The sequence below is a fragment of the Marisediminicola sp. LYQ85 genome, from assembly GCF_046600695.1.
In the GTDB taxonomy this organism is placed as follows: Bacteria; Actinomycetota; Actinomycetes; order Actinomycetales; family Microbacteriaceae; genus Marisediminicola.
In genome coordinates this window covers 339,837-361,026 of sequence record NZ_JBKIWO010000002.1, presented here as the reverse complement: position 1 = coordinate 361,026, position 21,190 = coordinate 339,837, and the positions used below count along the sequence as shown (strand labels likewise).

The following is a 21,190-nucleotide window of genomic DNA, read 5'->3' as shown; positions in this document are numbered from 1 at the left end:
GCACCGCGCGGCCTGTTGCGCGGTCACGCGCCGTCAGGCGTCGGCGGGCACTCGCACGGTGAGGGCTCCGGGCTCGACCCACGACTTGAACGCCACGGCTTTGCCGAAGCTGTCACCGTCGAGTTCGATGACCTCGGGCCGCGACAGGCGGGCCACGAAACGCTTGGTGGTCTCGTAGTGCAGGTCGCCGTCGTTGCGGCGCTCGCCGGCGACCATCTCGCCCGCCTTCGTGCGGCGCAGCACCCCGTTGGTCCAGACGATCTTGGTCCAGACGCGGATCCAGCCGAGCACCCCGCCGGGGCGCATGAGCAGGAGGTCGAGCAATCCGTCGTCCACGACGGCGTCCGGCATGAGGAGCACGTTGGCGGGCAGTGATCCGCAATTGCCGAGCATGACGGTGTGCACGGTCGCGCGCTTGGTCTGGCCGTCGTCGAGCTTGAAGCGCATCTGGAGTTCGTTCGGGTCGCGCAGCGACTTGACGATCGCGTCGACGTAGGCGACCCATCCGGCCTTCTTCTTGAGGTCGTCGTCGGTGTTCTCGATCATCTTCGCGTCGATGCCCATTCCCGCCATCACGACGTAGACGTGGCGGTCACGTGAGGTGTCGGCACGCTCGATGTCGATGACCCCGAGGTCGATCGCGCGGTCGACGCCCGTGAAGGCGGAGCGCACCGAGTTCGGCATGTTGTCGAGCGTCAGTTTGAGGTTGCGCGCGAGCAGATTGCCGGTGCCCGACGGGAGCAGTGCCACGGGTGTGCCGCTGCCGCGCACGGCTTCGGCGACCGCGCGAACGGTGCCGTCGCCGCCCGCCGCGATCACGAGGTCGACCTTCTTGTCGAGAGCCTCGCGCGAGACACCCTGCCCCTCGTCTTCGACGGATGTCTCGAACCACAGCGTCTCGCCCCAGCCCGCGGCATCCGCCTCGGTCGTGATGGCCTCCCGGAGGGCATCGAGGTCGACCTTGATGGGGTTGTAGATGATCGCGGCGATCTTCGCGGGCTGGTCGGTCATGTAGGAGTCCTCGTGTCGGATGCCGCCCGCGGAGTGCCGGGGTGGCGCGACTACGAGTATGCGGCGGGGCACGGGGCTCACACGACCCATTGCAACCCCGGCGAGAATCTGCCTGGGCGCGCGTATGGTGTGGCGTGTGCGCCGGGTCGGCGTCCGTCGAGGCTCCCCGGGGAGCGGCAAGGACAGCGAACGATGTCGAAGAAGAAGTCGGGCACGAGCACCACCAAGACTCCCAAGCGCATCAAGAAGAAGGTCTACGAGGCCGAACTCGAGCGCCTGCAGATCGAGCTCGTGGCGATGCAGCGCTGGGTCATCGAGACCGGCGCGCGCGTCGTCGTCATCTTCGAGGGCCGCGACGCGGCGGGCAAGGGTGGGGCGATCAAGCGCATCGTTCAGTACCTCAACCCGAGGTCGACGCGCGTGGTCGCGCTTCCGACCCCGAGCGAGCGCGAGAAAGGCCAGTGGTACTTCCAGCGGTATGTCGAGCACCTGCCGACGAAGGGCGAGATCGTTCTCATGGACCGCTCCTGGTACAACCGCGCCGGCGTCGAGAAGGTCATGGACTACTGCACGCCCGAGCAGTACCGACTCTTCCTCACGCAGACGCCGGAGTTCGAGAGGATGCTCGTCGACGACGGCATAACCCTGATCAAGTACTGGTTCTCCGTGTCGGACGACGTTCAGGAGGATCGGTTCCGGTCGCGTCTCGACGACCCGATGCGCCGCTGGAAGCTCTCCGACACCGATGTGCTCTCGATCACGCGCTGGGAGGACTACTCGCGGGCGAAAGACGCGATGTTCGAGGCGACCGATCACGCCGCCGCACCGTGGTGGACCATCGAGAGCGACGACAAACGCTCGTCGCGCCTCAACGCGATCGCCCACTTGCTGTCGCAAATCCCCTACGAGCACCGCGAGCCCGAGGCCATCGAGATCCCCGACCGGCCGACGTCCGACGACTACGACCGACCCGCCCGCGAGCTCTACCAGTTCGTCCCCGACCACGCCGGCCGGATCGCCCGGGTCTGATCCCGACGCCCGGGGCGTCGCGCTCGAGCCGCGGCGACTCAGCGCCCGACGATGCCGAGCTCGTAGGCGAGGATCACGGCTTGCACGCGGTCGCGCAGGCCCTGCTTGAGCAGCACTCGCCCGACGTGGGCTTTGACGGTGGACTCGCTCAGGTGGAGGGTCGAGGCGATCTCGCCGTTCGTCGCCCCGAGCCCGATGAGACGCAGCACCTCGCGTTCCCGCGGGGTGAGGGTGTCGAGCGCGCTCGCTGCGGCGGGTGCGGGATCGCGCGCGAGGTGAGGGGTGCCCACCTCGATGAGTTTCGCGGTGATGCGCGGGGAGACCACGGCGTCCCCAGCGTTCACCGCCCGGATCGCGGCGGTGAGTTCGGCCGGTCGGGTGTCTTTGAGGAGAAAACCGGACGCCCCGGCGCGCAGAGCCCCGAAGGCGTACTCGTCGAGGTCGAACGTCGTGAGCACTAGCACACGGGTGTCGGGCAGAAGGGACGTGATGCGCCGAGTGGCTTCGATGCCCCCGACGCCCGGCATGCGCACATCCATCAAGACGACGTCGGGCCGCAATCGCTGCGCGGCCTCGAGAGCGTGACCGCCCTCCGCGGCCTCGCCGACCACGGTCATGTCGGGTTCGGCGTCGAGCACGAGCCGGAACCCGTAGCGCACGAGCTCCTGGTCGTCGACGATCAGCAGACGGATGTCGCCGCTCATCGTTGCTCCTCCGCCCAGCGCAGCCTCGCGGCGACCCGCCACCCTCGTCCCTCGGCGGGTCCGGATTCGACCGAGCCGCCGTAGAGCGCGACCCGCTCCCGGATGCCGACGAGCCCGCGGCCGGTCGTCGCCGCGGTCTGCCGGGCTTCCGCCGAAGCCCCGGCCGGGCTCGTGCGCGCGGAGTGCGGCGCATCGTCGAGCACGACGATGGTGACATCCTCTGACGACCAGGTGATCGTCGCGGTGACCTCCGTCGCCCCCTCCGCGTGCCGCAGGGCATTCGTGAGTGCCTCCTGCACGATGCGGAACACCGTGAGTCCGAGAGCGGGGTCGGCTGCCGGAGTCCCCTCGACGGTGAGCTCGACGGGCAGTCCGGCGTGCCGGAAATCGGCGGCCAGGTCGTGCACGTGCGACGCGTCGGGTTGCGGCGAGTGTGCGGGCGACGTCGAACCTGCCGCTTCCGGCGCGGCCCCGAGCAGCCGCCGCAGTTCGGCGAGGGTGCGTCGACCGGTCTCGGCCACGCGAGACATGACCTCGCTCGACTCGGCGGGCCGCTCGGTGACGGTCGCGCGCGCCCCCTCGGAGAGCGCGACCATGACCGAGACGCTGTGCGCCATCACGTCGTGCATCTCCCTCGAGATGCGCTCGCGCTCGGCGGCGCTCGCGATCTCGGCCTGCTGGTCGCGCTCGCGCTCGAGCTGGGCCGCGCGGTCGACGAGCGTGTCGACGTAGCGGCGCCGTTGCCCGGCGTTGACCCCCATGAGTGCGGCGACGAGAAACGGCACGAGGATGAGGATGGCGGCGTTGAACCAGTCGTTCACGGGGTCGGCTGTCACGGCGAGCTGGGTCGGCTCCCACAGCGGGAGTCCGTCACGGCCCCGCAGCACGAGGATGACCGCGGCGAGGCATCCGACTCCCGTCGCGAGCGCGAAGCCCGCCCACGCGACGGCGGTCGACCGGAGCGCTCCCACCGAAAAGATCGTCACGACCGCGACGATGCTCTCGGCCCCCGTGCCCGCGAGCGCGGAGAGCACGAAGAGCGCGAGCGCCGCGATGAAGGTGGGAACGGGGTAGCGACGGCGCAACGTGACAACGACGATCCCCCCGGCGAGGAGCGCGAGCGTGAACCACAGTGGAGTGCGGAGGGGAGGGAAGGCCGAGATCGTGGCGAGCAGCACGGCGACGCAGCCGTATACGGTGCCGACGATGGCGTCGGTGAGCCACGGTAGGCGGCGCAGGAGTCGACCGACGAACCCCGGAGGGGGCGGAGCCACGAAAGCATCCGGCGACTCGATCGAGCCGCCGGATGATCCCGATGATGCGAGTGTCAGACGTCTCTCCCCCGAAGCAGCGCCGCGCCGATCGCGAGCGAAATGGCGCTCCACGCTAACACCACGAGTGCGCCGAGTGAGGGGCTCAGCGGGCCGGACCAGTCGGGGTCGGACGTCGCGGCGGTGTCGGCGATGAACGTCATCGACTCGCCCGCGTTCGACAGGAGGTAGGGGGTCGCGTCGCTCACCCACTGCACGGCGCCGCCGAGCATTCCGACCGCGACCGGCAGAATGAGGAGCACCATCACGACGATCGTGATACCCCCGGCGGCGGAGCGCACGGCCGTGCCGACCCCGAGCGCGAACACCGAGACGAGGCCGAGGTAGACGGCTGTTCCCGCGAGAGCGAGCGCGACCCCCGGTTCGCCGAGGCCGACGGCGAGGCCGAGCTCGTCGAAGAGTGGATAGGTGACCGCCCACGACCCGACCGTCGCCACGAGACCGGCGCCCGTCGACACGGTGAAGACGGCGAGGGCTTTCGCGGCGAGCACCGGGAGCCTGCTCGGCACCGAGAGGAGCGCCGGCTGGATGGTTCCCGCCGAATACTCGCCGCTCACCGCGAGCACGCCGAGGAGCGCGGCGACGAGTTGACCGAGCATGTACGCCCCGAACGTGACCGTCCAGAGCAGGAACTCCGCGCTCGGTTGAGACGGCACGCCCGCCGACTCCATGGTGAGCGCGAGGGCGAGGCTGATTCCGAGGCCGGTCACCACGATCGTGGCGAGCGAGAGCACGATCGACCGCAGGCTCGCGAGTTTGATGAACTCCGAGCGGACGATGTGCAAGAGCCGCAATCGCGCGGGCGCGGGGGTGGAGATGTGCGAACTGCGTCGCAGCACTGTCGCGCTCATCGGGTGGCCTCCGTCGCGGGAGACGACGAGTGGTACTCGACGTCGTCGGACGTGAGCGCGAGATAGGCGTCTTCGAGCGACGCGTTGCGCGCGACGACGTCGACGAGCGGCGCGTCTGCCAGAACGCGCCCGCGCCCGATGACGATGAGGTGGTCGGCGGTCTGCGCCATCTCGGCCATGAGGTGAGAGGAGAGCAAGACCGTGCGGCCCTCGGCGGCGAGACTCCGAACGAGGGTGCGCACCCAGCGCACGCCCTCGGGGTCGAGGCCGTTGATGGGCTCGTCGAGGATGACCGTTGCGGGGTCGCCGATGAGCGCCGCGGCGATTCCCAGACGCTGGCCCATCCCGAGCGAGAACTTGCCGACCCTTCTGCCCGCGACCGCATCGAGACCGGAGAATCCGATGACCTCGTGCACTCGGGCGGCACCGATGCCGTGTGTCGCGGCGATCGCGAGCAGGTGCTTGTATGCCGTGCGACCCGGGTGGGCCGCCTTCGCGTCGAGCAGCACCCCGACCTGCCTCAGCGGCGCCTGGTGCTCGCGGTAGGGGAGTCCGTTGACCTCGACGCGGCCGCTCGTCGGGCGGTCGAGCCCCACGATCATCCTCATCGTCGTCGACTTTCCCGCGCCGTTCGGCCCGAGGAATCCCGTGACCTTTCCCGGAAGCACGTCGAAGTCGAGGGAGTCGACGGCCGTGCGTTTTCCGTAGCGTTTCGTGAGCGAGCGTGCGTAGATCATGTGCTGTCCTTTCGTCTGAGGGCGACGCTACGGAACCGCGACGCGCGCGACAGCAGACCCCGGTACCGACTTCTCGAGTGCCCAGTACCCCGGTACCGGGTGCCGCTCGCGGAGCCGGGGTTCGCTCACAGCGATAGCGCTGTGTCACCGTCGGCCGACGGGGGAGCGTAAACTTGAGTCGGCAAGACTCAAGTCTTTCGGAGGATGACACATGGCGAACATGCAGGGCGCACCCGCATCGCAGAGCGACCAGAAGACGGCGCTCCAGCAATACGGCGTCGATCTCACCGAGATCGCCCGCCTCGGCAAGCTCGACCCCGTGATCGGGCGAGACGCCGAGATCCGCCGTGTGAGCCAGGTGCTCACGAGGCGCACCAAGAACAACCCCGTGCTCATCGGAGAACCCGGCGTCGGCAAGACCGCCGTCGTCGAAGGGCTCGCGCAGCGCATCGTCGCCGGAGACGTCGCCGACTCGCTCAAGAACAAGCGGCTCGTGTCACTCGACCTCGCGGCGCTCGTCGCCGGAGCCAAATACCGCGGCGAGTTCGAAGAGCGACTCAAAGCCGTGCTCGCCGAGATCAACGCCGCCGACGGCGAGATCATCACGTTCGTCGACGAACTCCACACGCTCATGGGCGCGGGCGGCGGCGAAGGCTCGGTCGCCGCATCCAACATGCTCAAGCCCATGCTCGCGCGGGGGGAGCTTCGCCTCATCGGCGCGACGACGCTCGACGAATACCGTCAGTACATCGAGAAGGATGCCGCTCTCGAACGCCGCTTCCAGCAGGTGTACGTCGGCGAACCCACCGTCGAAGACACCATCGCCATTCTGCGCGGGCTCAACCCGCGATATGAGAGCCACCACGAAGTGCCCATCTCCGACGCGGCGCTCGTGGCCGCGGCATCCCTCTCGAACCGCTACATCAGCGGTCGTCAACTGCCCGACAAAGCGATCGACCTCATCGACGAGGCGGCGAGCAGACTGCGCATGGAGATCGACTCGGCGCCCGTGGAGATCGACGAGCTGCGGCGCGGCGTCGACCGCATGCGCATCGAAGAGCTCGCGCTCAAGCGTGAGAAAGACGACGCCTCGAAGGCGAGACTCGAGAAACTGCGTGCCGACCTCGCCGATCGCGCGGCCGACCTCGCCCAGCTCGAGACGCGGTGGAACAAGGAGAAGACGGCGATCAACCGCGTCGGCAACCTCAAGAAGCGCGTCGACGCGCTGCAAGTGCAAGCCGACCGCGCCCAGCGCGACGGCAACCTCACCGAAGCCAGCCGGCTGCTCTATGGCGAGATCCCCCTCATCGAGCGCGAGCTCGAGGAGGCCGAGAACTACGTTCCCGAGCACGAACCCATGGTCGGCGAAGAGGTGACGGCCGAAGACATCGCCGCCGTCATCGCCGCGTGGACGGGAATCCCGATGGGCCGACTGCTGCAGGGCGAGACCGAGAAGCTCCTCGCCCTCGAAGCCGAACTCGGTCGCCGACTCATCGGTCAGAAGCCCGCGGTGCGCGCGGTCGCGGATGCCGTGCGCCGCACCCGCGCGGGAATCTCCGACGCCGATCGCCCCACGGGCTCCTTCCTCTTCCTCGGCCCGACAGGCGTCGGCAAGACGGAACTCGCGAAGGCCCTCGCCGAGTTCCTCTTCGACGACGAGAAAGCGATGATCCGCATCGACATGAGCGAGTACGGGGAGAAGCACTCCGTGTCGCGCCTGCTCGGAGCCCCTCCCGGCTACGTCGGCTACGAGCAGGGCGGGCAGCTCACCGAGGCCGTGCGTCGGCGCCCGTACTCCGTGCTCCTCCTCGACGAGATCGAGAAAGCGCACCCCGAGGTCTTCGACGTGCTCCTGCAGGTGCTGGATGACGGCCGGCTCACCGACGGGCAGGGCCGCACGGTCGACTTCCGCAACACCATCATCATCCTCACGTCGAACCTCGGCAGCCAGTTTCTCGTCGACCCGCAGCTCGGCCAGGTCGAGAAGGAGGCGGCCGTCGGAGCGATGGTGCGCCAGGCCTTCAAGCCCGAGTTCATCAACAGGCTCGACGACATCGTGGTGTTCTCGACCCTCTCGACCGACGACCTCGGGCAGATAGTCGAACTCAACATCGACAGGCTCTCGCGCCGACTGTCGGAGCGCCGGCTCCAGCTCGCCGTCACGCCCGACGCCCGGTCGTGGCTCGCCGAGCGCGGCCACGATCCGCTCTACGGTGCCCGCCCACTGCGCAGGCTCATGCAGCGCGAAATCGACGACAAACTCGCGACCGCACTGCTCGCGGGCGACATCCTCGACGGGGACACCGTGAGGGTCGACATCGACACTGCCGGCACCGGCCTCGCCGTGTCGAAAGCACCGCCCATCGTCGTCTGAGAACGGAGTTCTGCTCAGTCGGCGCGCGCGGATGCTCGGTGTGCTCACGGGTTTGCCGAGCCGCTATGCATGCGCGCGCATAAGGCCCTAGTGTCGAACCCGGCCCGACGACGTCGCCACCCACTCCGTCCTGAAAGGACCGACACGTGCCCGACGCACCCAGCCCCCTCGACGCCGCAGAGCAGCGCGCCCGCTTCGCCCGCGTGCGCGCCATCCTCTTCGACCTCGACGGCGTGCTCACCCCGACGGCCGACGTGCACATGCACGCGTGGCAACGCCTGTTCGAGCCCTTCCTCGACGAGCGCGGAGTGGCCGAGAGATACACCGAGGCGGACTACTTCGCCTACATCGACGGCAAGCAGCGATACGACGGTGTGCGGTCGCTTCTCGAATCGCGAGGCATCCACCTCCCCGACGGCGACGTGACAGACGAGCCGGGCGACGCCACCGTCGCGGCCCTCGGCAACCGCAAGAACCTCACCTTCAACGAGGTGCTCGCCGACGACGGAGTCGCGCCATACGCCGGCTCCCTCGCCTTTCTCGACGCGGCGATCGCGGCGGGCCTCCAGGTGGCGGTCGTGTCGAGCTCGCGCAACGCGCGCCCCGTGCTCGAGGCCGCCGGAATCGCCGACCGGTTCGACGTCGTCGTCGACGGTGTCGTCGCCGCCGACGAGAGCATCGCCGGCAAGCCGTCGCCCGACACCTACATCCGCGGTGCCGAGCTCCTCGGACTCACCCCCGCCGAGTGCGTCGTCGTCGAAGACGCTCACTCCGGCGTGCAGGCGGGCCGGGCCGGAGACTTCGGCCTCGTCGTCGGCGTCGACCGCGGGGTGGGAGCAGCGGGACTGCTCGAATCCGGTGCAGACTTCGTCGTGGACGACCTCGCGACCCTCATTCCCTACGTGCGCGCCGCGGGTGCGACCGACACCGGCGCGACGAATACTGGCGCGACGAACACCGGCGCAACGAACACTGGCGCGACGAACACCGAGGAGGCCGGCCGATGAGTCAGTCGTCACCCCTGCGCTCGCCCGTCGAGGATGAGCCGAACGGCACCGCCTCGGCGACCGACGCTCCCGACACCGAGGCACCCGACGTCATCCGCGTGACCGGCGAAGGCAGCTCCAACGCCCCCGGGTTCGACGACCCGCTCGACCGCCATCGCTACCCCGTCGACGAGTGGGCGCTCGTCGAGCAGGAGTTCGAGCAGGGCGACCTCGGTCGCACCGAGACCCTCTTCGCCGTCGGCAACGGCTATTTCGGCCTCCGCGGCAACGTCGTCGAGGGCCGCGACGGCCACGTGCACGGCACGTTCATCAACGGGCTCCACGAGACCTGGCCCATCCGTCACGCCGAAGAGGCGTTCGGTTTCGCTCGCGTCGGCCAGACGATCGTCAACGCGCCCGACGCCAAGATCGTGCGTGTCTACGTCGACGATGAGCCGTTCATCCTCTCCGAAGCCGACATCGCCGGATACGAGCGCAAACTCGACTTCCGCACCGGGGTGCTCTCGCGTCAGCTCGAATGGATCACGCCGTCGGGCAAGCGCGTGATCATCGACGCCACCCGAATGGTGTCGTTCGAAGACCGTCACCTCGCCGTCATCGAATACACCGTCACCCTGCCCGACCACGACGCCTCCGTCGTCATCTCGAGCCAGATCATCAACCGCCAAGACGGCATCGACGAATACGACGTGGCGCCGTCATCCGGCCCCGGCGCGTTCGACCCGCGCAAAGCCGAAGAGCTCACCGAACGCGTGCTGCAGCCGCGGCTGAAGCGTGCCGAAGGCGGGCGATACATGCTCGGCTACCGCTGCACCCACTCCGGGATGTCTCTCGCGGTCGGCGCCGAGCACTCGATGGAGACCGAGAACCAGTGGGAGGAGTCGTCGCAGATCGACGACGACCTCGCCAAGCACGTGTATCGCGTCAAAGCGAAGCGCGGCAAGCCCATCCGTGTCGTCAAGACCGTGACCTACCACTCGTCGCGGGGCATCCCCACGCGCGAACTCGCCGACCGCTGCGACCGCACCCTCGACCGTGCCCGGGCCGACGGCGTCGTGGTGCTCAAAGAACGCCAGTCCGAGTGGCTCGACGCCTACTGGGATCGCACGGATGTCGTCATCCACGGCCAGCCCGAACTGCAGCAGGCCATGCGCTGGAACCTGTTCCAGCTCGCCCAGGCGTCGGCGCGCGCCGACGGCAAAGGCGTCGCCGCCAAAGGGGTGACCGGCACGGGCTACGGCGGCCACTACTTCTGGGACACCGAGATCTACGTGCTCCCCGTGCTCAGCTACACGTCGCCCATCGCCGCGCGCAATGCTCTGCGGTTCCGACAGTCGATCCTCGGTGAAGCGCGCACGCGCGCGGCCGAACTCAACCAAGACGGCGCACTCTTCCCGTGGCGCACCATCAGTGGGCAGGAGTCGTCGGCGTACTACGCGGCGGGCACGGCGCAGTACCACATCGACGCCGACATCTCCTATGCGCTCAGCCAATACGTGCTCGCCACCGGAGACCGGGACTTCGTCGCCCGCGGGGCCATCGACATCCTCGTCGAGACCGCACGCATGTGGGCCGACCTCGGGTTCTGGCGGGCGAACGGCAAGTCGGCGTTCCACATCCACGGTGTCACGGGGCCGGACGAGTACACGACCGTCGTCAACGACAACATGTACACGAACGTCATGGCGCGCTCCAACCTCGGAGCGGCCGCACACGCCGTGCTCAACCTGCAGTCGACCAACGAGTGGGCTTACGAGCGCATGGTCAGTCGACTGGGCCTCAAAGACGGCGAAGTGCAGGAGTGGCTCGACGCCGCCGAGAAGATGTTCATCCCCTACGACGAAGCGCTCGGCGTGCATCCCCAAGACGCGGCCTTCCTCGAGAAAGAACTCTGGGACCTCTCGAAGACGCCCGAAGACCAGCGCCCCCTCCTCCTGCACTACCACCCGCTCGTCATCTACCGCTTCCAGGTGCTCAAACAAGCGGATGTCGTGCTCGCCCTGTTCCTCCACGGAGACCTCTTCACGCCCGAACAGAAGCTCGCCGACTTCGACTACTACGACCCGCTGACCACAGGCGACTCGTCGCTCTCCGCGGTCGTGCAGTCGATCATCGCGGCCGAGGTGGGCTACCAGGAGCTCGCCCTCAAATACTTCCTGGCCGGACTCTTCGTCGACCTCGCCGACCTGCACCACAACACCGCAGACGGCGTGCACGTGGCGTCGACCGGGGGAATGTGGAGTGCCGTCGTCTTCGGATTCGGGGGGATGCGCGACCACAACGGCGATCTCACCTTCGACCCGCGACTGCCCGAAGGGTGGGACGGCATCAGCTTCAAACTGACCGTCTCGGGCAGCCGGATGCGCGTCGACCTCGAACAGGACATCGTCACGTTCACGATCGAAACCGGTTCGAGCGTGTCGTTCTCGGTGCGCGGCCGGGCCGTGACCGTGACGGCGGACGAACCGGTCACGATCGCCCTCGCCCACCAGGGGTCCCGCCGGGTGGGAGCACCGAGCCAGAAGAACATCGAAGGCGGGCGGCGAGCCGACGGCAGCGTCATCACCGCCACGGTGCCCACGAGCTGGCGCAGCGACGAAGACCCGGGGTACAACGACACTGCGGATTAGAGGGCGGTTCGGGGCGGCTGGTTAGGTCGGTCGCTGAGGTTGTCTGGCTGCGCCGTTCTCCTCTTCTCCTCTCCTGCCCATCGTCGTCTCCTCCCCACCCCGTGTGGAGAACCCGCTCTCCGCAGACGATTCGTTCTTCGTTCGAACACGCGTTCGATTCGGGAGAATCGATACATGCCCACCCTCGCCGCCTCCCTCCTCGATCGGGCGGCTGTGGTCGCCGATCTCGGTGGCACGGCGGAGTCGATCGCCGCTCTCGGCCACGCTGATCTGACGGCGGCTGTCGAGGCGGTGACCGCTTTGCGGCAGTGTGTCGATCAGTTCGCTGCCGTCATCGCGGGGGAGGTCGCGCACCGGTCGCGCCCGGAGCTCGGTCACCAGGGCTTGGCCCAACAAGCAGGTTTCGTGAGCCCTGTTGCGATGATCCAGCGGGTCGCGCACGTGAGTCGCATCGAAGCCACCCGGCTCGTCGAGACGGGCGCGCTCCTCGCCGAGGCCGAGTTCACCGCGTCCGCTGGTTCCGCCGACGAAATCACACCGTTGTCGCGTGAACGATGGCCTGACGTTCTTGCGGCTGCCCTGCGGGAGGGAACCCTGTCGCTCGATGCTGTCGACGCGATCCGGCGGGTGTTCTCCGACATCACCCATGTCGACGACGGTGTTCTTCGCGCTGCGGCGGCAGAACTCGTCTTGGCCGCTGCCGGGTTGACTCCGGACCAGGTCCACCGCCGTGCGAGGCAGGTGCGTGATCTCCTCGATGCTGACGGGATCGAGCGTCGGGAGAAACAGCACCGCGACCTGCGGACCGTGCGCACCTGGTGGGACACTGCGACCGGAATGCACTGCGGGTCGTGGCGGCTCGCCCCCGAGGACGGCGCTCTCGTCGCCGAGGCGTTTGCGCAGATCCTGTCACCGCGGCGGGGTGGTCCCCGGTTCGTCGACCCGGACGCCCGTGCGACCGCGGAGGAGCTGCTGAACGATGGCCGCACCGACGAGCAGGTCAGTGCCGACGCGTTCGTCGACCTCGTGAGACTCGCCGTCGACGCAGACCCTGGCACCCTGTTCGGCGGGCGCCGCCCGGCCGTGCGGATCGTGGTGACCGCGGACCGGCTCGAGGGCAGGACAGGTCCAGGGTTCCTCGAGGGCCGCACCGACACCGTGTCTGCTCCGACGATCGAACGGTCGATCTGCAACACCGGAGTCATCAGCGTCGGCTTCGACCGCGACGGCCAGTGCGTGAACGTCGGACGGGACCGGCGCCTGTTCACCGAACGGCAACGCATCGGGTTGACCGTCAGAGACGGCGGATGCCGGTTCCCCGGGTGCGAGAGACCTCCGTCGTATTGCGAGGCCCACCACATCAACCCGTGGGCTGGTGCCGAGGGCCGCACCGACATCGCCGACGGAGTACTCCTGTGTCGGAGGCATCATCTGCTGATCCACGACAACCGGTGGCAAGTGCACCGAGACCGAGCCGACTACTTCCTACGACCACCACCGGACGTCGACCCTCAGCGGGTGTTCATTCCGATGCCGTCACGAAGCCCGGTCGCCCACGAGATCGCCGTGTAGCGGCGAGAGCCGCGTCGCGCCTCGAGCGTCGCATTCCGCCCGTTGTTCACCTTCTCGATGCTTACCCGCCACGCGCCGTCGTTAGCGTCCGTCGGCGGACCGGGAATCACCCTGAGCCGCCCACACCCACACCCAACACCCTCGGGAAGAGTAACGACGTGCATCGAACCACACCCCTCCGCTCCACACCATCGCGACCGGCCCGACGACGCCGCCTCGCCCTCGGAGCCTCGACGGCAGTCGCAGCCGTACTCGCGGGCGGCGCCGCCGTTCCCGCGAACGCCGCACCCGGCGACACCATCGCCCCGCAACCGGGCGTCTACGGCTACTACGTCGACACCTACCGGGCCAACACGAGCACCCTCCAGACGCCGGAGACCAACCCGGCCATCGGCGTGCTCGACACCATGCTCGACTACTGGACGCCCGGCGAAACCTACGACACCGGCACCATCCTCATGCCGTCCGTGCTCGACGCCAACATCCAGCGCAGCATCGACACCACACGCGAACGGTCCGACGCCGACGCCGACGCCGCACACGCCTACCTCATCGACCGGCGCCACCAGAGCTACTCGTCGATCAACGGCCTCGGCCCCCACACCGACGCGTTCCGCACCGCGAGCAACGCCGGCACGACCATCCCCGACACGATCCCCGCCGACGCCACCACCGTCAGATACGACGACGCCGGCAACTCCAACGGCGCCTGGGCAGACGTCGACTCGGATGCCGGCAGCATCGTCACCCTCGTCAACACCGCACGCGGCAGCTACGCGACATCCAACAACGCCAAGGCCTACTACAACTACGCACGGCCGTTCCGCTGGAGCGACGACGTCGAAGTCCTCCCGACCCTGATGCCCGTGATGAAGCCCGTCGAAGAAGCCGAAACCGACGGAGGCTACCCGAGCGGACACACCAACGCCGCCTACCTCGCCTCCTACGCCCTCGCCGCCGCCTTCCCCGAGCGCTACAGCGAACTGGTCACGAGCGCATCGGACCTCGGCGACAGCCGCATCGTCGCCGGCATGCACTCACCCGCCGACGTCATCGGCGGACGCATCCTCGCCACGGCCATCGCGGCATCCGTTCTCAACGACCCGGCCAACGACGCCCTCCTCGAGCAGGCGCGAGCCGAAGCGCTCGACGTTCTCGAGCAGCCGCAGACGGGTACCGACGACTTCGCCGACGCCGACGCCAACCGCGCCCTCTTCGAAGAGCGCCTCACCTACGGGCTCCCGCGCGTCGGAGACACGACACTCCCCGTCGTCGTGCCCAAGGGTGCCGAAGCACTCATCGAGTCGCGCTTCCCGTACCTCACCGACGACCAGCGCCGCTGGGTGCTGCAGAGCACGGGCATCGAGTCGGGCTACGCCCTCCTCGACGACTCCGAAGGCTGGGGCCGCCTCAACACCGTCGCGGCCGCCGAAGGATACGCCGCATTCGACGAGAACGTCGCGGTGACCATGGATGCCGCAGCCGGCGGATTCAGCGCGCTCGACGAGTGGTCGAACGACATCACCGGGGCAGGCTCGCTCACGAAGGACGGTTCGGGTGAACTCATCCTCTCCGGTGACAACACCTACACCGGCGGCACCGTCGTCGACGGCGGAGCCCTCGTCGCTGCCAACGCGACCGCTCTCGGCGCGGGTGACCTGCAGATCGCTGACGGCGAGCTCTACGAGAACGCCGACACCGCACTCTCCATCGGAGGCGACCTCGAGATCGCGGAGGACAGCACGCTCTCGCTGACCTCAGACGCTTCGACCGCAGCGGTCACCGTCGCAGGCGAGGCCACCCTCGGGGGAACGCTCGCGCTGCAGTTCGACGGAGACACGGCACCCGGTGACGAGACGCTCCTCGTGGAGTACGGCTCACTCGCCGAAGGGAGCTCGTTCACCTCGATCGTGGCCGGAGGACTCCCCGCCGGATTCGACGCCGCCCTCGACTACCGGGCCGACGGTCTCTACCTCGTGAACGCGGCAGCCGCCGAGCCGGAGCCCCAGCCCGAACCCGGCGACGGCGAGACCCCCGCACCCGCGCCCGGCACCGGTGGCGACACCGGAGGAGACTCCGACGGCACCACCCCGGTCGCCGTTCCCGGCGCCACCGACGACGACGGCACGAGCACCGGCGGCGCCCTCGCCAACACGGGCGCGAGTTCCGCAGTTCCCGGGATCCTCGCGCTCGGCCTGGCCCTGCTGCTCGCCGGTGCAGGCATCCTGAGTGCCCGCATCTCGCGCATCGCCCGACGGGGAGACCTCGTCTAGGCATCGGCCCGAACGAACGGATCGCCCCCGGGAACACCACGTTCCCGGGGGCGATCGCGTTCCGACGAGCGAGCCGAGCCTCACCCGGCTCGGGCAACCGGTGGGGTAGCCTGACCAACGATGTCTACGACCCGTGCCGCCGAGCGCAAGGCTGCGCGGATAGCCGAACCCGCACACTTCCAGCCCCACATCCAGGGCCTCCGAGCCATCGCCGTTCTGCTCGTCGTCGTCTACCACTTCTGGCCCGGCCGACTCAGCGGCGGCTACATCGGCGTCGACATCTTCTTCGTCATCTCCGGCTACCTCATCACCGGTCAACTCGCGCGAGAACTTCACCGGTCGGGCCGCATCGCCCTCCCCGCGTTCTGGGCCAAACGAGCGCGCCGACTTCTTCCGGCCGCACTCGTCGTGCTCATCTTCGCCACCGTCGCGACGCTCGTATTCCTGCCGCTGTCAGGCATGGTCGCGTCACTGCGTGAAATCCTCGCGGCCACCTTCTACGTCGAGAACTGGGCGCTCGCCGCGAGCTCCGTCGACTACCTCGCCGCAGGCGACGAGACGATGGTGCAGCACTACTGGTCGCTCTCCCTCGAAGAGCAGTTCTACATCTTCTGGCCCCTGCTCCTGCTCGGCGCGGTCTGGCTCGGCGCGAAGTACTTCGCGGAACGCAAGTGGACCTTCCTCCTCGCCGTCGTCGTGGGCGTGAGCATCCTCTCCCTCGTCACCTCGGTCGTCTACACGGCGACCAACCCCGCCGAGGCCTACTTCGTGACCTTCACCCGCATCTGGGAGTTCGGGGTCGGCGCGATCCTCGCCCTGCTGCCCCGACTGCGCCCGCGCGGTGCGGTGTTCACCAACATCCTCGGATTCGGTGGCGTGTTCGTCATCCTCGCGTGCAGCTACCTGTACGACGCGAGCACACCGTTCCCCGGATACGCCGCCCTGCTCCCCGTGCTCGCGACGGCCGCCGTGCTCGTCTCCGACCGCCGCGAAGGCTGGTTCGACATCGGCACGGCCCTGAGCGGGCGCCCCCAGCGGTTCGTCGGCGACATCTCGTACTCGCTCTACCTCTGGCACTGGCCCCTCATCGTCATCGCGCCCTACGTGCCCTGGTGGGGGCTCAGCACGGCCCACCGGCTCGCCCTCTTCGCCGCGTGCTTCGTGCTCGCCTGGCTCACCGCCAAACTCGTCGAAGACCCGGCGCGCACCTGGACCTACCTCACCACCCGCCGCCCCCGCACGACCTACGCGTGGGTCGTCGGATCGATGGCCCTGTCGGTCGTTCTCGTCGCCGGGGTGTTCGCGATCCAGAACCCCCGCTACGAAGCGGCCGCAACCGAACTCGCCCAGATCACCGAGAACCCTCCGGAGTGTTTCGGTGCCGCCGTGTCTGAAGGCTGCGCCAACCCCGAACTCGCCGACGTCATCATCCCGAGCCCCGGGTTCGGCAACGCCGACGAACCCGACCGCGACGAGTGTTTCGTGCAGCTCAACGGCTCGGAGGTCGTCGCGTGCGAGTTCGGGTCGAGCGACACCGCGGCACCCCGGGTCGCACTCATCGGTGACAGCCACGCCTACCAGTACATCGAGGCGATGATCGACCTCGCCGACACCAACGGGTGGGCCCTCACGACCTACCTCAAGGGCGCGTGCCCGTGGACGACAGCGGATGTCAGCGGTCCGAGCGCCGTGTTCACCGACTCGTGTGCGCAGTTCCGCAGCAACCTCGCCGACGAGCTCGACGAGGCAGAGCCTTACGACGCCATCTTCACCGCGGGTCTCGCCGCGACCCCCATCGTGGCCGACGACCCCGTCGAGGCTGCCGCCGCCGGATACGCGGAAGCGTGGACCACACAGGCAGGCGGGGCGCCCGTCGTGACCATCGTCGACAACCCCGACCTCCTCGACGACCCCAACAAATGCCTGCGCACCTCGGATGCCGCAGACTGCGCCGTCGACCGCGACGACGTTCTCGCCGAAACCGACCCTCTCGCGCTCGCCGCCGAGCAGACGGGGGCGACCCTGCTCGACTTCACCGACACGTTCTGCAGCGCGGACGAGTGCGCCGTCGTCATCTCGGGAGCCAACGTCTATCGCGACCAGGACCACCTCACGGTCACCTTCGCGGGCACGATGGCGCCCTACATCGGTGACGCGCTCGAGGCGGCCATCAGCCGCTAGGGGCGACCGCCGGCTGCCCCGATCGCCGGCTACCCCGATCGCTGGCTACCCCGATCGCCCGCGTGGTGAATCGCGGTCGCGATCCGCACTTCCGCCGCGCGCATTCGCGCGGAATGCGACCGCGATCCGGGTCGAGTGCGAGTGCGCGCTGCGACCCGCTCGGGTCAGGCCGCGGCCGCCATCTCGCGACGGATCGCGTCGGCGAACGCGTCGATGTCTGCCTCGGTGGTGTCGAACGCACACATCCACCGCACCTCACCCGTCGCGACATCCCAGTCGTAGAAGCGGAACTGCGCCCGCACACGGTCGGCGACCCCCGCGGGAAGGATGGCGAACACCGCGTTCGCCTCGGTCGGCTGCGTGATCGCCACCCCGTCGATTCCCTCGACGGCAGCCCGGAGTCGCTGCGCCATCGCGTTGGAGTGCTGCGCCGACCGCAACCACAGGTCGCCTTCGAGCAGCGCGACGAGCTGCGCCGACACGAAACGCATCTTCGACGCGAGCTGCATGTCGATCTTGCGCAAGAAGTGGAGCCCCTCGGATGCCTCGGGGTCGAGCACGACGACAGCCTCACCGAACACGAGGCCGTTCTTGGTGCCACCGAAACTGACGATGTCGACACCCGCGTCGGTCGTGAATTCGCGAAAACTCTTGCCCAGGCTCGCTGCCGCATTCGACAGCCGAGCGCCGTCCATGTGCACCCGCATGCCCCGCTCGTGAGCGTGCTCCGTGATCGCCCGGATCTCGTCGACGGTGTATGCCGTGCCGAGTTCGGTCGACTGGGTGAGGCTCACCGCAAGCGGCTGGGCTCGGTGCGCGTCACCCCACCCCCAGGCCTCGGTGTCGATGAGGGCCGGAGTGAGTTTGCCGTCGGGCACCGCGACCGGGAGGAGCTTGAGTCCGCCGACACGCTCCGGCGCCGCGTTCTCGTCGAGGTGGATGTGCGCGTTCGCCGAACAGATGACCGCACCCCACCGGGGGAGCATCGACTGGAGACTCAGCACGTTGGCGCCGGTGCCGTTGAAGACCGGAAACGCCTCGGCCTGATCGCCGAAGTGCTGCTTCATGACCTGCTGCAACCGTGCGGTGTAGGCGTCTTCGCCGTACGACACCTGGTGCCCGCCGTTGGCGTCGGCGATCGCCTGGAGCACTTCGGGGTGAGCCCCCGCGTAGTTGTCTGAAGCGAAGCCGCGGTATCCGGTGTCATGCAAGACGGTCATGCCCTCAGTCTGACACCGGGCGACGGATGCTCCGATCCGCCGCCCGGCGCCGGCCGCTGTCAGTCGCCAGCCCTCGACGCCTCGCTCAGCCCGCGATCGCGTCGCGGAGCTTGACCCGCGTTCCCGTGCGCAAGAGCGCGTTCGAGTAGATGCGGGCACCGAGCACGATCGCTCCGACCGTCGTGAGGAGCAGGATCGCGAGTGACACGAGCGGCTCCCACCACTCCGCGGTCCCGAGGAACAATCGCATGGGCATGCCGACGGGGGCCGCGAACGGCACGTACGACATGATCGTGAGCACGAGGTCGTTGTCGGAGAAGAAGATGACCGCGAAGTAGGGGATCATCACGAGGGTCATGACGGGGGATGTCACCGTTCCGACGTCTTCGACGCGTGACACGAGTGACGCGCTCGCCGCGAACAGTGCCGCGAGAAGCACGAACCCGAACACGAAGAACACGACGAACCACGCGATCACCGGTCCGATCTGGCCGAAGAGCACGTTCTGCCCGGTCACGAGCAACCCGATCGCCGCGATCGCCGCGAGCAGGAGGATCTGACCGAACGCGAGCAGCGAGTTGCCGATCACTTTGCCGGCGAGCAGGAGGCGAGCCGAGATGGTGGCGAGCAGAATCTCGACGATGCGCGTCTGCTTCTCCTCCACGACGCTCTGCGCGATCGTCGACCCGAAGGTGATCGACGACATGAAGAACAGCAGACCCAACCCGAGCGCGACGAAGCTCGCCAAGAGGGGGTCGGTGCTCGTCGGCTCGAGGATGCTCACATCCGGGAGCGTGCTCAGCGAGGTGACGATCGAGGTGGGCGCTTCGTCCAACCCGATGACGGTGAAGCCGAGTTCGGAGTCGGTCGACCCGGCGACAACGGCGGCGTCGACATCCCCCTCTCGAACGAGATCTTCGGCTTCACCGGCCGTGTCGACGAGCACCGTCTCGTAGGTCTCGACCGTCGGCAACCCGTTGGACACCGACCGCTCGACGGCGACCCTCGGCAGTTCGGCATTGGCGGTGACGATGCTGCCGATCACGATGGAGGCGAGCACCATGAGCATGAGGATCGCGCTGGAGATGACGAAGCTCTTGCTGCGCAACCGCGTGGTGACCTCGCGCATCGCGACGAGGCGCACGGCCATGCTCGACGAGATGGCGTGCGGCCCCGACCCGGCCGCCCCGGTCCCGGTGGCGGTGGCTGTGGGCGTTGCGGTGCGTGGCGTGCTCATTCGATGACCTCTCTGAAGATCTGGGCCAGCGACGGCTGCTGGCGCTGGAAACCGGTGACGGTGTCGGTGGTCGTGGCTCGGCGCAGCACCTCTTGGCTCGTCGCCTCACTGTCGACGTCGAAGAGGGCGTAGCCCCCGCTGAAGTCGACGACGGTGACTCCGGGGATGTCGCGCACCCACCCCGCGTCGCCCGCGACGGTGAGTTCGTAGCGCTGACCGCTTCGCTCCTCGCGCAGTTGCTCACGCGACCCGCGCGCTCGGATGCTCCCGTCGGCGATGACGACGAGGTCGTCGCACAGGCGCTCGACGATGTCGAGCTGGTGCGACGAGAACAGCACGGGAGCTCCCGCAGCGGCGCGCGACTTGAGCACCGCGAGAACGCTTTCGACCGCGACGGGGTCGAGTCCGGAGAACGGTTCGTCGAGAACGAGCACCTCGGGGGAGTGCACGAGCGCCGCCGCGATCTGCGCTCGCTGCTGGTTTCCGAGCGACAGCGCCTCGACGGTGTCGTTGGCGCGCGCCTCGAGGCTCAACTGTTCGAGAAGCTCGGCGGTGTTGCTCTTCGCGTCGGCCGCACTGAGCCCGTGGAGCCGCGCGAGATAGACGAGCTGTTCGGCGACCTTCATCTTCGGGTACAGGCCGCGCTCTTCGGGCATGTAGCCGAATCGACGTCGGTCGTCGGCGCCGAGGCGTCGACCGTCGAGCGACACCGACCCGGTGTCGGCGCTCAGCACGCCGAGGATGATGCGCATCGTCGTCGTCTTGCCCGCCCCGTTGCTTCCGACGAAACCGGTCATGCGACCCGGTTTCACCTCGAACGTCACGTCGTCGAGCACGCGACGGTCGCCGAACGACCTGCTCACCCCTTGAACTTCGAGCAACTCGTGCCCCTCTCGTGTGGACTGCCTCCGTGGTGCGCGGGCGTCTTCTGGCCCGCGATCTCACACTAGGAGCGCGAGGATGTTCGCGGCCTCCCCCCGCAGACGGGTTCCCGCTCCGGCGCTCGGGTGAGGTCTCGGGCGGGGTCTCTTGC

The 21,190-nt window shown here is 68.4% G+C and carries 15 protein-coding genes; 7 read left to right on the top strand and 8 right to left on the bottom strand.

Annotated elements, in window-relative coordinates:
* Window positions 1-33: 33 nt before the first annotated feature.
* Complete coding sequence (locus tag ACLHG5_RS10005; protein WP_411318659.1) at window positions 34-1,011, bottom strand: diacylglycerol/lipid kinase family protein; 978 nt, start codon at window positions 1,009-1,011, stop codon at window positions 34-36.
* Window positions 1,012-1,203: 192 nt separating this feature from the next.
* Here ACLHG5_RS10005 and ppk2 point away from each other — a divergent pair, with 192 nt between their 5' ends.
* Window positions 1,204-2,040, top strand: coding sequence for a polyphosphate kinase 2 (gene ppk2, locus ACLHG5_RS10000; RefSeq protein WP_411316929.1), 837 nt, complete (start codon window positions 1,204-1,206; stop codon window positions 2,038-2,040).
* Between the two features lie 38 nt (window positions 2,041-2,078).
* Here ppk2 and ACLHG5_RS09995 read toward each other — a convergent pair whose 3' ends face one another.
* From ACLHG5_RS09995 to ACLHG5_RS09980, 4 genes are read right to left on the bottom strand one after another with little or no spacing between them, the layout of a single operon-like run.
* Window positions 2,079-2,744, bottom strand: coding sequence for a response regulator (locus ACLHG5_RS09995; RefSeq protein WP_411318658.1), 666 nt, complete (start codon window positions 2,742-2,744; stop codon window positions 2,079-2,081).
* Complete coding sequence (locus tag ACLHG5_RS09990; protein WP_411318657.1) at window positions 2,741-4,018, bottom strand: sensor histidine kinase; 1,278 nt, start codon at window positions 4,016-4,018, stop codon at window positions 2,741-2,743. Before ACLHG5_RS09990 ends, ACLHG5_RS09995 begins: the two co-directional genes overlap by 4 nt.
* 53 nt (window positions 4,019-4,071) lie before the next feature.
* Window positions 4,072-4,926, bottom strand: a complete 855-nt coding sequence (locus tag ACLHG5_RS09985) for an ABC transporter permease subunit (protein ID WP_411318656.1) — start codon at window positions 4,924-4,926, stop codon at window positions 4,072-4,074.
* Entirely contained in the window at window positions 4,923-5,663 is a 741-nt protein-coding gene (locus tag ACLHG5_RS09980; protein ID WP_411316933.1) for an ABC transporter ATP-binding protein, read from the bottom strand. Before ACLHG5_RS09980 ends, ACLHG5_RS09985 begins: the two co-directional genes overlap by 4 nt.
* A gap of 211 nt (window positions 5,664-5,874) precedes the next feature.
* On the opposite strand from ACLHG5_RS09980, the gene ACLHG5_RS09975 reads away from it, so the two are divergent.
* The 6 genes from ACLHG5_RS09975 to ACLHG5_RS09950 all read left to right on the top strand — a co-directional run bounded on the left by ACLHG5_RS09975 (window position 5,875) and on the right by ACLHG5_RS09950 (window position 17,700).
* A complete protein-coding gene (locus ACLHG5_RS09975) occupies window positions 5,875-8,037 on the top strand; it encodes an ATP-dependent Clp protease ATP-binding subunit (protein WP_411316934.1) in 2,163 nt (720 codons plus the stop codon).
* 146 nt (window positions 8,038-8,183) lie between these two features.
* Entirely contained in the window at window positions 8,184-9,044 is an 861-nt protein-coding gene (locus tag ACLHG5_RS09970) for an HAD family hydrolase (RefSeq protein WP_411318655.1), read from the top strand.
* Complete coding sequence (locus tag ACLHG5_RS09965; protein WP_411318654.1) at window positions 9,041-11,674, top strand: glycoside hydrolase family 65 protein; 2,634 nt, start codon at window positions 9,041-9,043, stop codon at window positions 11,672-11,674. Before ACLHG5_RS09970 ends, ACLHG5_RS09965 begins: the two co-directional genes overlap by 4 nt.
* A gap of 174 nt (window positions 11,675-11,848) precedes the next feature.
* Window positions 11,849-13,246, top strand: a complete 1,398-nt coding sequence (locus ACLHG5_RS09960) for a DUF222 domain-containing protein (protein ID WP_411318653.1) — start codon at window positions 11,849-11,851, stop codon at window positions 13,244-13,246.
* A 158-nt stretch (window positions 13,247-13,404) separates the two neighbouring features.
* Window positions 13,405-15,519, top strand: coding sequence for a phosphatase PAP2 family protein (locus tag ACLHG5_RS09955; RefSeq protein ID WP_411318652.1), 2,115 nt, complete (start codon window positions 13,405-13,407; stop codon window positions 15,517-15,519).
* 120 nt (window positions 15,520-15,639) lie between these two features.
* Window positions 15,640-17,700: an acyltransferase family protein gene (locus tag ACLHG5_RS09950; RefSeq protein WP_411318651.1), complete on the top strand. Its 2,061-nt coding sequence runs from the start codon at window positions 15,640-15,642 to the stop codon at window positions 17,698-17,700.
* 164 nt (window positions 17,701-17,864) lie between these two features.
* Here the strand turns inward: ACLHG5_RS09950 and ACLHG5_RS09945 are convergent, their stop codons facing one another.
* From ACLHG5_RS09945 to ACLHG5_RS09935, 3 genes are all read right to left on the bottom strand, one after another.
* Entirely contained in the window at window positions 17,865-18,920 is a 1,056-nt protein-coding gene (locus ACLHG5_RS09945; RefSeq protein ID WP_411318650.1) for a threonine aldolase family protein, read from the bottom strand.
* An 85-nt stretch (window positions 18,921-19,005) separates the two neighbouring features.
* Window positions 19,006-20,157 (bottom strand): ABC transporter permease, encoded by a 1,152-nt coding sequence (locus ACLHG5_RS09940; RefSeq protein ID WP_411316941.1) that lies wholly within the window; start codon window positions 20,155-20,157, stop codon window positions 19,006-19,008.
* The gene (locus ACLHG5_RS09935; protein WP_411318649.1) at window positions 20,154-21,038 is read right to left on the bottom strand and encodes an ABC transporter ATP-binding protein; all 885 of its coding nucleotides are present in this window, start codon (window positions 21,036-21,038) and stop codon (window positions 20,154-20,156) included. Before ACLHG5_RS09935 ends, ACLHG5_RS09940 begins: the two co-directional genes overlap by 4 nt.
* Window positions 21,039-21,190: the final 152 nt, after the last annotated feature.

What these genes read in the sequence shown, in the direction of transcription:
- ACLHG5_RS09995 (WP_411318658.1), bottom strand. Translation starts at nt 2,744, where the DNA reads ATGAGCGGCGACATCCGTCTGCTGATCGTCGACGACCAGGAGCTCGTG.
- ACLHG5_RS09960 (WP_411318653.1), top strand. Translation starts at nt 11,849, where the DNA reads ATGCCCACCCTCGCCGCCTCCCTCCTCGATCGGGCGGCTGTGGTCGCC.
- ACLHG5_RS10005 (WP_411318659.1), bottom strand. Translation starts at nt 1,011, where the DNA reads ATGACCGACCAGCCCGCGAAGATCGCCGCGATCATCTACAACCCCATC.
- ACLHG5_RS09975 (WP_411316934.1), top strand. Translation starts at nt 5,875, where the DNA reads ATGGCGAACATGCAGGGCGCACCCGCATCGCAGAGCGACCAGAAGACG.
- ACLHG5_RS09985 (WP_411318656.1), bottom strand. Translation starts at nt 4,926, where the DNA reads ATGAGCGCGACAGTGCTGCGACGCAGTTCGCACATCTCCACCCCCGCG.
- ACLHG5_RS09950 (WP_411318651.1), top strand. Translation starts at nt 15,640, where the DNA reads ATGTCTACGACCCGTGCCGCCGAGCGCAAGGCTGCGCGGATAGCCGAA.
- ACLHG5_RS09940 (WP_411316941.1), bottom strand. Translation starts at nt 20,157, where the DNA reads ATGAGCACGCCACGCACCGCAACGCCCACAGCCACCGCCACCGGGACC.
- ACLHG5_RS09980 (WP_411316933.1), bottom strand. Translation starts at nt 5,663, where the DNA reads ATGATCTACGCACGCTCGCTCACGAAACGCTACGGAAAACGCACGGCC.
- ppk2 (WP_411316929.1), top strand. Translation starts at nt 1,204, where the DNA reads ATGTCGAAGAAGAAGTCGGGCACGAGCACCACCAAGACTCCCAAGCGC.
- ACLHG5_RS09945 (WP_411318650.1), bottom strand. Translation starts at nt 18,920, where the DNA reads ATGACCGTCTTGCATGACACCGGATACCGCGGCTTCGCTTCAGACAAC.
- ACLHG5_RS09965 (WP_411318654.1), top strand. Translation starts at nt 9,041, where the DNA reads ATGAGTCAGTCGTCACCCCTGCGCTCGCCCGTCGAGGATGAGCCGAAC.